The 14,452-nt window shown below is 60.5% G+C and carries 10 protein-coding genes; 4 read left to right on the forward strand and 6 right to left on the reverse strand.

Translation table 11 applies throughout. The features are described 5' to 3' along the window. Nucleotides 1–34 precede the first annotated feature (34 nt). The 3 genes from M0814_RS04075 to M0814_RS04085 form a co-directional block, all read right to left on the reverse strand. A complete protein-coding gene (locus M0814_RS04075) occupies nt 35–1,279 on the reverse strand; it encodes a lipoprotein-releasing ABC transporter permease subunit (RefSeq protein WP_103485785.1) in 1,245 nt (414 codons plus the stop codon). A 64-nt stretch (nt 1,280–1,343) separates the two neighbouring features. Further along, the gene (gene lolD / locus M0814_RS04080; protein WP_164747873.1) at nt 1,344–2,027 is read right to left on the reverse strand and encodes a lipoprotein-releasing ABC transporter ATP-binding protein LolD; all 684 of its coding nucleotides are present in this window, start codon (nt 2,025–2,027) and stop codon (nt 1,344–1,346) included. A 7-nt stretch (nt 2,028–2,034) separates the two neighbouring features. Continuing rightward, entirely contained in the window at nt 2,035–3,285 is a 1,251-nt protein-coding gene (locus M0814_RS04085) for a lipoprotein-releasing ABC transporter permease subunit (RefSeq protein WP_003226577.1), read from the reverse strand. 94 nt (nt 3,286–3,379) lie between these two features. On the opposite strand from M0814_RS04085, the gene M0814_RS04090 reads away from it, so the two are divergent. Next, nucleotides 3,380–3,961 carry a PilZ domain-containing protein gene (locus M0814_RS04090; protein WP_103485786.1) on the forward strand — a complete coding sequence of 194 codons (582 nt, stop codon included), beginning with the start codon at nt 3,380–3,382 and terminating at the stop codon, nt 3,959–3,961. A gap of 14 nt (nt 3,962–3,975) precedes the next feature. Then, the gene (locus M0814_RS04095; protein WP_003226579.1) at nt 3,976–4,698 is read left to right on the forward strand and encodes a glycerophosphodiester phosphodiesterase family protein; all 723 of its coding nucleotides are present in this window, start codon (nt 3,976–3,978) and stop codon (nt 4,696–4,698) included. 42 nt (nt 4,699–4,740) lie between these two features. On the opposite strand, the gene sthA is transcribed toward M0814_RS04095, so the two are convergent. Together sthA and M0814_RS04105 are read right to left on the reverse strand one after the other, a co-directional pair. Beyond that, the gene (sthA, locus tag M0814_RS04100; RefSeq protein WP_003226580.1) at nt 4,741–6,135 is read right to left on the reverse strand and encodes a Si-specific NAD(P)(+) transhydrogenase; all 1,395 of its coding nucleotides are present in this window, start codon (nt 6,133–6,135) and stop codon (nt 4,741–4,743) included. A gap of 197 nt (nt 6,136–6,332) precedes the next feature. Further along, nucleotides 6,333–7,349: an FAD:protein FMN transferase gene (locus tag M0814_RS04105; protein WP_103485787.1), complete on the reverse strand. Its 1,017-nt coding sequence runs from the start codon at nt 7,347–7,349 to the stop codon at nt 6,333–6,335. Between the two features lie 344 nt (nt 7,350–7,693). Here M0814_RS04105 and M0814_RS04110 point away from each other — a divergent pair, with 344 nt between their 5' ends. After that, the gene (locus M0814_RS04110) at nt 7,694–8,995 is read left to right on the forward strand and encodes an MFS transporter (RefSeq protein WP_103485788.1); all 1,302 of its coding nucleotides are present in this window, start codon (nt 7,694–7,696) and stop codon (nt 8,993–8,995) included. 181 nt (nt 8,996–9,176) lie between these two features. On the opposite strand, the gene M0814_RS04115 is transcribed toward M0814_RS04110, so the two are convergent. Continuing rightward, on the reverse strand, nt 9,177–10,640 hold the full coding sequence (locus tag M0814_RS04115) for a glyceraldehyde-3-phosphate dehydrogenase (RefSeq protein ID WP_003226583.1): 1,464 nt from the start codon (nt 10,638–10,640) through the stop codon (nt 9,177–9,179). Between the two features lie 354 nt (nt 10,641–10,994). On the opposite strand from M0814_RS04115, the gene mfd reads away from it, so the two are divergent. Beyond that, a complete protein-coding gene (mfd, locus tag M0814_RS04120) occupies nt 10,995–14,444 on the forward strand; it encodes a transcription-repair coupling factor (RefSeq protein WP_103485789.1) in 3,450 nt (1,149 codons plus the stop codon). The last annotated feature ends 8 nt before the right edge of the window (nt 14,445–14,452 follow it).

Raw genomic sequence — 14,452 nt, forward strand, 5'->3', positions numbered from 1 at the left:
GGAGCGAGCCTGCTCGCGAAGGCGGTATTGGCGCTTACGAATATCTCAGCGCGTGAGCCGGCTCGATCTTCGCCGCCCGCAACGCCGGGTACACCGTCGCCAGGAAGCTCAGAATAAAGCCTGCCGAGCAGATCAACAGCACATCCCCGCCCTGCAATTCCGAAGGCAGGTTGCTGACGAAGTACACATCGGAACTGAAGATGTGCTGGCCGGTGACACGCTCGACCCAGCCAACCATTTCACTGACGTTGAGCGCCGCGATCACCCCGAGCACGCCGCCAATCAGTGTGCCGACAATGCCGATCACCGTGCCCTGCACCATGAAGATCGCCATGATCTGCCGTGGCGTGGCGCCGATGGTGCGCAGGATCGCGATGTCCGCGCCCTTGTCGTTCACCACCATGATCAGCGTGGCGATGATGTTGAACGCCGCCACGGCGACGATCATCAGCAACAGCAGGCCGATCATGGTTTTTTCCATTTTCATCGCGCTGAACAGACTGCCCTGGGTGTGGGTCCAGTCGTCAGCCTTGAAGTCGGCACCGAGGCCCGCGGCGATGTCCGAGGAGACTTTTGGCGCGGCGTACAGGTCCTTCACCGCCAGGCGCACGCTCTGCACCTGATTCGGCTGCCAGTGCTGCATGGTCGCGGCATCGGCCACGTGAATCAGGCCCATCGAACCGTCCAGTTCGGCGCCGACCTTGAACACACCGACTACGTTCAGGCGCTGCATGCGCGGGGTGATACCCCCCGGTGCCGTGCTGACTTCCGGCACGATCAGGGTGATCTTGTCACCGACATTGAGACGGAAGCGCCGCGCGGTGATTTCACCGATCACCACACCGAACTCGCCGGGTTTCAGATCATCAAGACGGCCCTGCACGATGTGCTGGGCCACGATCGACACCTTGCCTTCCTGGGCCGGATCGACACCACTGATCTGGATCGGCTGCATCGAGCCCTTGTAGGACAGCATGCCTTCCATCTCGGTGAACGGCACGGCGGCGGTCACTTCGGGATTTTTCAGCGCGGCAGCGGCCACTGGTTGCCAATCATCGATCGGCTTGACGCCAACGATGGTCGCGTGCGGCACCATGCCGAGGATGCGCGAGCTCATCTCGCGCTGAAAACCGTTCATCACCGACAGCACCACGATCATCGCCAGCACGCCGAGGGCGAGCCCGATCATCGAAGTCATCGAGATGAACGAAACAAAGCGATTGCGGCGTTTGGCGCGGGTATAGCGCGTGCCGATAAAGATCGATAACGGTCTGAACATTCGCTGGGGCACCGTATAAAAATAAAAGACCCGATGCCTTACACAGGCACCGGGTTTCGGTCGGTCAGATGGCGGTCAGGCAACCTTCTTGCAACTGCAGGACGCGGTCCATCTGGCGGGCCAGGTTCATGTCGTGAGTCACCACCAGGAACGCGGTGCGCATCGAAGTGCTGAGTTCCAGCATCAAGTCCTGAATGCCTTCGGCGGTGTGCGAATCGAGGTTGCCGGTTGGTTCATCGAGCATCACCAGGCCTGGATTGTTCACCAGTGCACGGGCGATGGCCACACGCTGGCGCTCACCACCGGACAGCTCGGCCGGTTTGTGCTCCAGACGATGACCCAGACCTACGCGCTCGAGCAACGCCGTAGCGCGCTGACGTGCTTCCGGGATCGCAGTCTTGCCGATCAGCAGCGGCATGCAGACGTTTTCCAGCGCGGTGAATTCCGGCAGCAAGTGGTGGAACTGGTACACGAACCCCAAGGCACGGTTACGCAGCAGGCCACGCTTCTTCTCGCTCAGGGCCGACAGTTCTTCACCGTCGAGCCAGACGCTGCCCTCGGTCGGCGTATCGAGACCGCCCAGCAGGTTGAGCAAGGTACTTTTGCCCGAACCGGATTTGCCGACGATCGCCACTCGCTCGCCCGGGTGCAACTCCAGTTGCAGGCCGGCCAACACTTGCACCGACTCCGGGCCTTCCTCGTAGGATTTGCCGAGGTTGCGGCAGCTCAAGATTGCTTTATCACTCATGCCCGACTCACTCATAACGTAGCGCCTCCGCCGGCTGGGTGCGCGCGGCACGCCAGGCGGGATACAGGGTGGCGAGGAAACTCAGGACCAACGCAGCCGCGCAGACCATGACCACGTCCTGGCTCTGCACCTGCGACGGCAGGTAATCAATGAAATACACATCGGCGTTGAGGAACTTGTGGCCGATCAGCCCTTCGAGGGCGGAAATCGCCGCGCTGACGTTCAACGCCGCGAGAATCCCGACCACCGCGCCGATGGCGGTGCCGACCACGCCGATCACGGTGCCCTGCACCATGAACGTGCGCATGATCGTCCCCGGCGTAGCGCCGAGGGTGCGCAGAATGGCGATGTCGCTCTTCTTGTCGTTCACCACCATCACCAGCGTGGAAATGATGTTGAACGCAGCCACCGCGACGATCAGCAGCAACAGCAGCCCGATCATGGCTTTTTCCATGCGGATCGCCTGATACAGATTGCCGTGGGTGCGGGTCCAGTCGCGGGCGTAGTAATGGTCTTCGCCCAGTTGCTGGGCGATGGTCCAGGCCACGCGCGGCGCCTGGAACAGATCATCGAACTTCAACCGGATGCCCTGCACCTGATCAGGTTTCCAGCGGTGCATCTTCGCCAGATCCTGCAGGTTGGTGACGCCCAGATAGCCGTCCAGCTCACCGGCGCCGACATGAAAGATGCCGACCACGGTGAAACGCTTCATGCGCGGGAACATCCCGGCCGGGGTCACGCTGACCTCCGGCGCGACGAAGGTGACCTTGTCACCGAGGCCCACGCCGAGCTTGGTCGCGGCCTTGTCGCCGATGACGATGCCGAAGCTGCCCGGCGTCAGGTCGTCGAGTTTGCCCTGCTTCATGAAGTTGTCGATGATCGACACATTGCGCTCGAGCGCGGGGTCGATGGCGTTGAGCAACACCTTGGACACCTGGCCGTTGTTGGTCAGCAAACCCTGCATCTGAGTGAACGGCGCAACGGCCGTCACCTCCGGGTTGCGCTTGACCTTGGCGGCGAGGCTTTGCCAATCGTTGATCGGTTCGCCGGTTTCAAGAGTCGCGTGGGGCACCATGCCCAACACGCGGGTGCGCATCTCATGATCGAAGCCGTTCATCACCGATAGCACCACGATCATCACGACCACGCCAAGGGCGAGCCCGATCATCGAAGTCAGGGAAATGAATGACACAAAATGATTGCGACGCTTTGCACGGGTATAACGCGTGCCGATAAATACGAAGAGAGGTCTGAACATGTCGGGGCTTGTTCGGAGGGAAAAGGAACGTCCTTGTGGCGGGGGTCGATAACCAGCTTTACACTCAGACCACCGCCGCTACCATGGGTTCGCCATGTCGACATTAGATGAAGAAGATCGCCGCGAATACTACCGTATCGAGGACACGATCGCACTGGAAATTCGGCCCCTGTCCGCTCCCGAAGCCGCTGGCCAGGAAGTGTTGCAGGATGCTTCCCCGCTGTTCAACCTGCTCAGCGAACTGCACCTGAGCGAATTCGAGTCGCAGCACCTGTTGCGCCAGATCAGCGAGCGCGACCGGGCCATCGCCGCGTTCCTCAAATCCCAGAACAAACGTATCGACCTGCTCAGCCAGGTGGTCGCCCTGACCGTGCTCGGCCATATCGGCGAGCCGCAACCGGTGATCATCTCCGAAGGCGGGATCGACTTTCAGCACCCGACCGCGCTGGCCACTGGCGCGCACCTGTCGGTGAAGCTGGTGCTGATGCCGCAGGCGCTGGGCCTGCTGCTGCGCGCCCGCGTCACCCATTGCGATCGCAAGGGCGATGGCTACGACGTCGGCACCGAGTTCGAACACTTGACCGACGCCCAACGTCAGTTGCTCGCCCGCTATATCCTGCAGAAACAGGCCCAGGAACGACGCCTGGCCCGTGAACAGAACGATTCAGGCATTTAAATTAAGGAAGCACCGTGACCCTCATCTACGGCCACCGCGGCGCCAAGGGCGAAGCACCGGAAAACACCCTGACCAGTTTTCAGGAATGTCTCAAGCACGGCGTACGCCGTTGCGAACTGGATCTGCACCTGTCCAAGGACGGCGAGCTGATGGTGATCCACGACCCTACCCTCAAACGCACCACCGACCGGCGCGGCAAGGTGGTCGAGCACACCGCCGCCGAACTGGTGACCTACGACGCGCGCAAGGGCGGCCCGGGCTGGATCAAGCCGTGCCCGATTCCAACACTGGAAGAGCTGTTCGAAAAATGTGATTTCGAGCACTGGCAGCTGGAAGTCAAAAGTGCATCGCGCACCCGCGCGGCGACCACCGTGCTGGCGATTCGCGAGATGGCCCAGCGTCATGGCTTGCTGGACAAGGTCACCATTACTTCGAGTTCGCGGGAAGTGCTGAAGGCGGCACTGGACCTGGTGCCGGACGTATCGCGGGGACTGGTAGCCGAATACGCCTGGCTCGACCCGCTAAAGGTCGCGGCCAGCTATGGCTGTGAGATTCTGGCTCTGAACTGGACGCTGTGTACGCCGGAACGCCTGCAGAAGGCGCAGCGTCAGGGGCTGCATGTGTCGGTGTGGACCGTCAACGAGCCTGCGCTGATGCGCAGACTCGCCGACTTCGGCGTTGACAGCCTGATTACAGACTTTCCCGGTTTGGCCACTGCCACCCTCGAGAATTGCTGAAATCGGTCTCCCCGGCCGGCTCAGGCCACCGGCCGGAGCCCGTCAAAAAAGCCGGTTGAGGCCGTCGTACGCCGCTACCCGATAGGCTTCGGCCATGGTCGGGTAGTTGAACGTGGTGTTGACGAAGTACTTCAGGGTGTTCAACTCGCCCGGCTGGCTCATGATCGCCTGACCGATGTGCACGATCTCCGACGCCTGATAACCGAAGCAGTGAACGCCCAGCACTTCCAGGGTTTCACGGTGGAACAGGATCTTCAGCATGCCTTGCGGCTCGCCGGCGATCTGCGCACGCGCCATGCTCTTGAAGAACGCTTTGCCGACTTCATACGGCACCTTGGCCTGGGTCAGCTCCTGCTCGTTCTTGCCGATCGAGCTGATCTCCGGAATGGTGTAGATGCCGGTCGGCACGTCATTCACAAAGCGCCAGCTACCATTATCAACGATGCTGCCGGCAGCCGAACGACCCTGGTCGTGGGCCGCACTGGCCAGGCTCGGCCAGCCGATCACGTCGCCGGCACCGTAGATGTTCGGCACGCAGGTGCGGTAGGCCTCGTCGACTTCGATCTGGCCACGGCTGTTGACCTTGACGCCGATGTTTTCCAGACCGAGCTGGTCGGTGTTGCCGGTACGGCCGTTGCACCAGAGCAAGGCGTCGGCCTTGATCTTCTTGCCGGACTTCAGGTGCAGGATCACACCGTTGTCCACACCTTCAACGCGATCGTAGTCCTCGTTGTGGCGCACAGTGATGTTGTTGTTGCTGAAGTGGTAGCTCAACGCCTGGGAGATTTCCGAGTCGAGGAAGCTCAGCAACTGACCACGGTTGTCCACCAGTTCAACCAGTACCCCCAGACCGCTGAAGATCGAGGCGTATTCGCAACCGATCACGCCGGCGCCGTAAACGATCAGTTTGCGCGGGGTGTGGCCGAGGCTGAGGATGGTGTCGCTATCGTAGATACGCGGGTGATTGAAATCGATGTCCGCCGGACGATACGGGCGCGAACCGGTGGCGATGATGATGTGCTTGGCCACCAGTTTCTCGACTACGCCGTTGGCGCAGACCACTTCGATGGTTTGCTCGTCGGCGAAGCTGCCGGTGCCGAAGAACACGTCGACGCGGTTACGGGCGTAGTAGCCGGTACGCGAAGCGACTTGTTTGGAAATGACTTTCTCGGCGCTTTTCAACACGTCCGGGAAGGAGAACCAGCGCGGCTCGCCGATCGCCCGGAACATCGGGTTGGTGTTGAACTGCATGATCTGCCGGACCGAGTGACGCAGGGCCTTGGACGGGATGGTTCCCAGGTGGGTGCAGTTACCGCCGACCTGGCGACGGCTATCGACCATCGCCACCTTGCGCCCTGCTTTGGCGGCGTTCATTGCCGCGCCTTCTCCCGCCGGGCCGGAACCCAACACCACCACGTCGTAGTTGTAGACAGCCATGCGTACTCCTCAGAACAGGCCGCGGTGCCAGCAGCACCGGCGGCTAAATCACGCCGAATCGCGGCGCGAAGGAACAATTGGGGGTCAGTAAAGAACCCGGACACAGTCTATAGAAGCGTCAACGCCGCGCACATTAACCCTTGGTCGCGTCGTAGGCTACTTTTGCCTGCACTACAACGCCAGCTTTCGTACTGTTTTCAGTCAACTTTTGCGTGATTGAGGCGCTCGAAAGCCGTACTGGTGCGGATAACGAAACCTGTATCGGCACGAATGACGAAGAATGCACCAATGTCATGTTTTTCGGCATAGTCCCAAGCCCTTTCAGGCCCGAGAATCAGCAACAGCGTCGATAGTCCATCGGCCATCAACGCTGAAGGATGAATCACCGTGACCGACGCCAGGTTGTGTAGGACCGGCGCCCCGCTACGCGCATCGAAGGTGTGGGAATAGCGCCGGCCATCCTGCAGGAAATAGTTGCGGTAATCACCGGAGGTGGAAACGCCGTAGCCGTCGACCTGAATGATCCGTTCGGCCACCTGTTGATCGTCTCGCGGTTCTTCCAGCGCAATACGCCAGGACGAACCATCAAGCTTCTTGCCCTTGGCCTTCAGCTCACCGGTGGCTTCGGCGAGATAGTCATGGATCCCCATCGACTCGAGCCTGGCTGCGATGGTGTCGACGGCGTAACCGGCGGCGATGCTGTTGAAGTCGACTTCGACCGGCGCATCCTTGCAGAAGCGGTCGCCGTCGATATGCAAATGGCGGTAGCCGACCCGCTCAAGGGTTTCGGACAGTGCGACGGGACTGGGGACTTTCTCTTCACGCCCTTGCGGGCCGAACCCCCACAGGTTCATCAGCGGCTCGACGGTCAGGTCGTAGGAACCTTCGCTTTGCTCTGACAGCTGTTCGCCGACACGGACCAATTCGAGCACGGCAGCCGGCATGGTCTGACAGCTGTTCGCCGGCAATGCATTGAAGCGCTCGATGTCTGAGTCACTGCGATAGGTCGACATCTGCTGATCGACATCGGTGAGGATTTTTTCCACTTCAAGCTGGACCTGCGCGGCCTCGGGAAGACCGGCGTGGCGCACGTACTTGATTGAATAGGTGCTGCCCATGGTCGGGCCGCCGAAGCTTTCCATGGAATCGCCGTTGCCGCAGCCGGACAAGCTGCCCACCAGCAGCAAAAGGCCAATCAGCCTCCCTATAGACAAATCCCCTACTCCCCACACAAAGCTGAAGATTATGCGCCAGAACCTGTAGGAGCTTCCGAGTGAAACGAGGCTGCGATCTTTTGCTTTTGATCTTTTCAAGCAACATCAAAAGATCGCAGCGTTCCGCAGCTCCTACAGGTTTTTCATTCGCTTGATAGCGTCACGCTGGCCTTCGTAATGGCTATATCGTTTAAGCAGTGCCCTAACCAATTGTTGCCTAACGTTCTTTATACACATATGGTTACAAAACTGTTCACGGGTACTGCCTGAGTTTGCCGCGTGACGGCGAGGACGTGTCTAGTTCAGGGATTTCCAATAAGACAGCCAACAGAGAGTACGAACCAATGTCCTCCACCACGGGCAAAGGCAAAGCGATTTTTCGCGTTGTCAGCGGCAATTTTCTCGAGATGTTCGACTTTATGGTCTACGGCTTCTACGCCACGGCCATTGCTAAAACCTTCTTCCCGGCCGACAGCGCCTTCGCTTCCCTGATGCTCTCCCTGGCGACGTTCGGTGCCGGCTTCCTGATGCGTCCGCTGGGAGCGATTTTCCTCGGTGCCTATATCGACCGCCATGGCCGTCGCCAGGGCCTGATCATTACGCTGGCGCTGATGGCCGCCGGTACGGTGCTGATTGCCTGCGTCCCCGGCTACGCCACCCTCGGCGTCGCCGCCCCGCTGATCGTGCTATTCGGTCGTTTGCTGCAAGGCTTCTCGGCCGGCGTCGAGCTGGGCGGTGTTTCGGTGTATCTGGCGGAAATCGCCACACCGGGCCGCAAGGGCTTTTTCGTCAGTTGGCAGTCGGCAAGCCAGCAAGCAGCGGTGGTCTTTGCCGGCCTGCTCGGGGTGGGTCTCAACCACTGGCTGAGCCCGGAACAGATGGGTGACTGGGGCTGGCGCGTGCCGTTCCTGATCGGCTGCATGATCGTTCCGGTGATCTTCGTGATTCGTCGCTCGCTGGAAGAAACGCCGGAATTCCAGGCGCGTAAACATCGCCCTACCCTGCGCGAAATCGTCCGTTCGATCGGCCAGAACTTTGGCATCGTCATCGCCGGCATGGCGCTGGTGGTGATGACCACGGTTTCGTTCTACCTGATCACCGCCTACACCCCGACCTTCGGCAAGGCTGAACTGCATCTGTCGGACTTCGACGCGCTGCTGGTGACCGTGTGTATCGGCCTGTCGAACTTCTTCTGGCTGCCGGTGATGGGCGCGGTATCTGACAAGATCGGACGTAAACCCCTACTGCTGGCGGCGACCATTCTGGCAATCCTGACCGCTTACCCGGCATTGTCGTGGCTGGTGGCAAATCCGAGCTTCAGTCATTTGCTGATCGTCGAACTGTGGCTGTCGTTCCTGTACGGCTCGTACAACGGGGCGATGGTGGTGGCGCTGACCGAAATCATGCCGGTGGAAGTGCGCACGACCGGGTTCTCGCTGGCCTATAGCCTGGCGACCGCGACCTTTGGCGGCTTTACGCCAGCGGCCTGTACTTACCTGATCCATGTGCTGGACAACAAGGCTGCGCCGGGGATCTGGCTCAGCGGTGCGGCGGTGCTGGGGCTGATTGCGACGCTGGTGCTGTTCCGTGGCAACAAGCATGAGCTGCGGACTGCGCAGGCCTCGATAGTCGGCGGCGCCCGATAGGACGCCTTCGGGAGCAAGCCCCCTCCCACAGTGTCCGGTGGTGCCAACACGATGATGTGAACACCGCCAAACCTGTGGGAGGGGGCTTGCTCCCGAAGAGGCCGGTACAGGCAATAGAGATTCAGCAGGCATAAAAAAACGCCCCGACCAAAGTCGGGGCGTTTTCATTTGCAGCTAAGGCTTAGCGCGGGAACGCTGGCGGGTTTACACCGGCCATGTCTTCCATCACGCGAACCACCTGGCAGCTGTAGCCGAACTCGTTGTCGTACCAGACGTACAGAACAACGCGGTTGTCCTGAACGATGGTTGCCTCAGCATCGACCACACCGGCGTGACGCGAACCCACGAAGTCAGTGGACACCACTTCCTGCGAGTTGACGAAGTCGATTTGCTTGTGCAGATCGGAGTGCAGCGCCATGTAGCGCAGGTACTCGTTCATCTCTTCACGGCTGGCGGCTTTCTCAAGGTTCAGGTTGAGAATGGCCATCGACACGTTTGGCGTCGGAACGCGGATCGCGTTACCGGTCAGCTTGCCGGCCAGCTCAGGCAGGGCCTTGGCAGCAGCGGTGGCAGCACCGGTCTCGGTGATGACCATGTTCAGCGCGGCGGAACGGCCACGGCGATCGCCCTTATGGAAGTTGTCGATCAGGTTCTGGTCGTTGGTGTACGAGTGAACGGTTTCGACGTGACCGTTGATGATGCCGAACTTGTCATTCACAGCCTTCAGCACCGGCACGATGGCGTTGGTGGTGCAGGAAGCGGCGGACACGATCTTGTCGTCAGCGGTGATTTCGTTGTGGTTGATACCGTGAACGATGTTCTTCAGCTTGCCTTTGCCAGGCGCGGTCAGAACAACGCGAGCGACACCCGGGCATTGCAGGTGCTGACCCAGGCCATCGGCGTCACGCCATACACCGGTGTTGTCCACCAGCAGCGCGTCTTTGATGCCGTACTGGGTGTAATCCACCTCGGTCGGGTTCTTCGCGTAGATCACCTGGATCAGGTTACCGTTGGCGGTGATGGTGTTGTTTTCTTCGTCGATGACGATGGTGCCGTTGAACGGACCGTGTACCGAATCGCGACGCAGCAGGCTGGCGCGTTTGGTCAGGTCGTTTTCGGCGCCCTTGCGCACGACGATGGCACGCAGACGCAGACCGTCGCCACCACCGGTTTTCTCGATCAGGATGCGCGCCAGCAGACGGCCGATACGACCGAAGCCGTACAGCACAACGTCAGTGCCTTTACGGGCCGAAGCGTTTTGCTGACCAACCACGTCAGCCAGTTCTTCACGAACGAACTGCTCGGCGCTGCGGCCATTGCCTTCGCTGCGGAATTTGAACGCCAACTTGCCCAGGTCTACCGAAGCCGCGCCGAGCTTGAGCTCGCTCATGGCTTTAAGCAGAGGGAATGTTTCGTGGACGGAGAGTTCGCTATCGTCGGAGGAACGGTGGCGAGCAAAGCGGTGAGCTTTGAGAATCGCGATGACAGACTGGTTGATCAGGCTGCGGCCATAGATCGAGCTCACCACGTTGTTATTGCGGTAGAGCTGACCGATAAGCGGAATCATCGCTTCTGCGAGTGCTTCACGGTCGATCCATTCACCAAGACACTGGTCGGGCTTCTGAGTCACGGGAACCTTCCACATGTAGGGGCAGAAAAAAGGGGCTACATTATGCCGCCGAGAACCTCTTGTAGCAATGCGCGCTTGTCGCGCAATCGGTAACAAAATTCCGTTCAAAAAAATTACGCCCCGCGCCAGCCCAGTAAAACCGGGGCTTTCAGCGCAGTCAATTTTTCGACGACTGTTAGACGATGTCTGTAACCCTCCGTAACACCAGTCGATTTCGGCACTACATAACCACTAAAAAAGTGCTCGTTTTTATGGTTACCACTACATTTCGCGCAAACCGCGAAGATAGACGCAGTCTGCAACTGACAGGCGGCACCGGACGCCGCTACAATTACCGACTTTGTCGCAACGCCTGGAGCTCAACCTTCCGTGCCTGTTCTGCGTCTACCGCTTCTCCCTGCCGCGGCAGGTAAACAGCATTGGGGCAACTTGCCCGGTGCCGCCCTCAGCCTGGCGATTGCCGAGGCTGCCAGCGCAGCCAAGCGCTTCACGCTGCTACTGACCGCCGACAGCCAGAGTGCCGAACGGCTGGAGCAGGAGCTGAGCTTCTTCGCCCCGGATTTGCCGGTTCTGCATTTTCCCGACTGGGAAACCCTGCCGTACGATCTGTTCTCGCCGCACCAGGACATCATTTCCCAGCGTATCGCCAGCCTTTATAGACTGCCGGAGCTGGCGCACGGCGTGCTGGTGGTGCCGATCACCACCGCCCTGCACCGCCTGGCGCCGACCAAATTCCTGCTCGGCAGCAGCCTGGTGCTGGATGTCGGCCAGAAGCTCGATGTCGAACAGATGCGCTCACGCCTGGAAGCCAGCGGTTATCGCTACGTCGATACGGTTTACGAGCACGGCGAGTTCACCGTACGCGGTGCGCTGATCGACCTGTTCCCGATGGGCAGCAAACTGCCCTATCGCATCGACCTGTTCGACGACGAAATCGAAACCCTGCGCACCTTCGATCCGGAAAACCAGCGTTCCATCGACAAGGTCGATTCGGTCAAGCTGCTGCCGGCCCGAGAGTTCCCGCTGCAGAAAGATGCGGTCACCCGCTTCAAGGCGCGCTTTCGCGAGCGTTTCGACGTCGACTTCCGGCGCTGCCCGATCTTCCAGGACCTGAGCAGCGGCATCACCCCAGCCGGTATCGAGTACTACCTGCCGCTGTTCTTCGACGAAACCTCGACGTTGTTCGATTACCTGCCACAGGACACTCAAGTGTTCTCGCTGCCGGGGATCGAACAGGCGGCAGAAAACTTCTGGAACGACGTGCGCAATCGCTACGAAGAGCGCCGCGTCGATCCATCGCGCCCACTATTGCCGCCTGCGGAATTGTTCCTGCCGGTGGAAGACTGCTTCGCCCGCCTCAAGAGCTGGCCACGGGTCGTCGCCAGTCAGCAGGACGTCGAATCCGGTGCCGGTCGCGAGCGCTTCCCGGCGCAGGCACTGCCAAACCTGGCGATCGAAGCCAAGGCCACGCAACCGCTGGCGGCGCTCTCGGCGTTTCTCGATGAATTCCCCGGGCGTGTGCTGTTCACCGCCGAATCCGCGGGCCGTCGTGAAGTCCTGCTGGAACTGCTGGAACGTCTGAAGCTGCGGCCGAAAACCGTCGACGGCTGGCCGGACTTCGTTTCGAGCAAGGATCGTCTGGCGATCACCATTGCGCCGCTCGACGAAGGCTTGATGCTCGATGACCCGGCGCTGGCGCTGGTGGCCGAGAGCCCGCTGTTCGGTCAGCGAGTCATGCAGCGCCGCCGTCGCGAAAAGCGCGCCGACGCCAACAACGATGCGGTGATCAAGAACCTCACCGAGCTGCGCGAAGGCGCACCGGTGGTGCACATCGACCACGGCGTCGGACGTTATCTCGGCCTGACGATTCTGGAGATCGACAATCAGGCGGCGGAATTCCTCACCCTGGAATACGCGGAGAACGCCAAGCTCTACGTGCCGGTGGCCAACCTGCATCTGATCGCCCGCTACACCGGCAGCGATGACGCGCTGGCGCCGTTGCACCGCCTCGGCTCCGAGACCTGGCAGAAAGCCAAGCGCAAAGCCGCCGAACAGGTGCGCGATGTCGCCGCTGAGCTGCTCGACATCTATGCCCGTCGTGCCGCCCGCGAAGGCTACGCGTTTGCCGACCCGAAAGCCGATTACGCGACCTTCAGCGCCGGTTTCCCGTTCGAAGAAACGCCGGACCAGCAAGCGACCATCGAAGCCGTGCGCGAAGATATGCTCGCGCCAAAGCCGATGGACCGTCTGGTCTGCGGCGACGTGGGTTTCGGCAAGACCGAAGTGGCGATGCGCGCTGCGTTCATCGCCGTGCACGGCGGACGCCAGGTAGCGATTCTGGTGCCGACCACCCTGCTCGCCCAGCAGCACTACAACAGTTTCCGCGACCGTTTCGCCGACTGGCCAGTGACCGTGGAAGTGATGAGCCGCTTCAAATCGGCCAAGGAAGTGAATGCAGCGATTGCCGATCTCGCGGAAGGCAAGATCGACATCGTCATCGGTACGCACAAGCTGCTGTCCGACGACGTGAAGATCAAAAACCTCGGTCTGGTGATCATCGACGAAGAACACCGCTTCGGTGTGCGGCAGAAAGAACAGCTCAAAGCCCTGCGCAGCGAAGTCGACATTCTTACGCTGACCGCCACGCCGATTCCGCGCACGCTGAATATGGCGGTGTCGGGCATGCGCGACCTGTCGATCATCGCCACGCCGCCGGCGCGACGCCTGTCGGTGCGCACCTTCGTCATGGAGCAGAACAAGAGCACGGTCAAAGAGGCCCTGCTGCGTGAACTGCTGCGTGGCGGTCAGGTTTACTACCTGCACAACGACGTGAAGACCATCGAGAAATGCGCGGCGGATCTCGCCGAACTGGTGCCGGAAGCGCGGATCGGCATCGGCCACGGGCAGATGCGCGAACGCGAACTCGAACAGGTGATGAGCGACTTCTATCACAAGCGCTTCAACGTGCTGATCGCCTCGACCATCATCGAGACCGGCATCGACGTGCCGAGCGCCAACACCATCATCATCGAGCGCGCCGACAAGTTCGGCCTGGCGCAATTGCACCAGTTGCGTGGACGCGTCGGGCGCAGTCACCACCAGGCCTATGCCTACCTGCTGACGCCGCCACGCCAACAAATCACGTCCGATGCGGAAAAGCGTCTGGAAGCGATTGCCAATACCCAAGATCTTGGCGCTGGTTTCGTGCTGGCGACCAACGACCTGGAAATCCGTGGCGCCGGCGAACTGCTGGGCGATGGTCAGAGTGGGCAGATTCAGGCAGTCGGTTTCACCCTGTACATGGAAATGCTCGAGCGCGCGGTGAAGTCGATCCGCAAGGGCGAACAGCCGAACCTCGATCAACCGCTCGGCGGAGGCCCGGAGGTCAACCTGCGGGTGCCGGCGCTGATTCCGGAAGACTATCTGCCGGATGTTCACGCCCGTCTGATTCTGTACAAGCGCATCGCTTCGGCCACCGACGAGGAAGGCCTGAAGGATCTGCAAGTGGAGATGATCGACCGTTTCGGCCTGCTGCCTGAGCCGACCAAGAACCTGGTACGCATTACCGCACTGAAGTTGCAGGCCGAGCAGTTGGGCATCAAGAAGGTCGACGGTGGGCCGCAGGGTGGGCGTATCGAGTTCGCCGCGCAGACGCCGGTAGACCCGATGACTCTGATCAAACTGATCCAGACTCAGCCAAAACGCTACAAATTCGAAGGCGCCACTATGTTCAAGTTCCAGGTGCCGATGGAACGCCCGGAAGAGCGCTTTAATACTGTAGAGGCGCTGTTCGAGCGCCTCCTCCCGAAAACTGTTTGAAGGACGCC

The sequence above is a fragment of the Pseudomonas sp. MWU12-2020 genome (assembly GCF_023100605.1).
GTDB classification, from domain to species: domain Bacteria; phylum Pseudomonadota; class Gammaproteobacteria; order Pseudomonadales; family Pseudomonadaceae; genus Aquipseudomonas; species Aquipseudomonas fluorescens_H.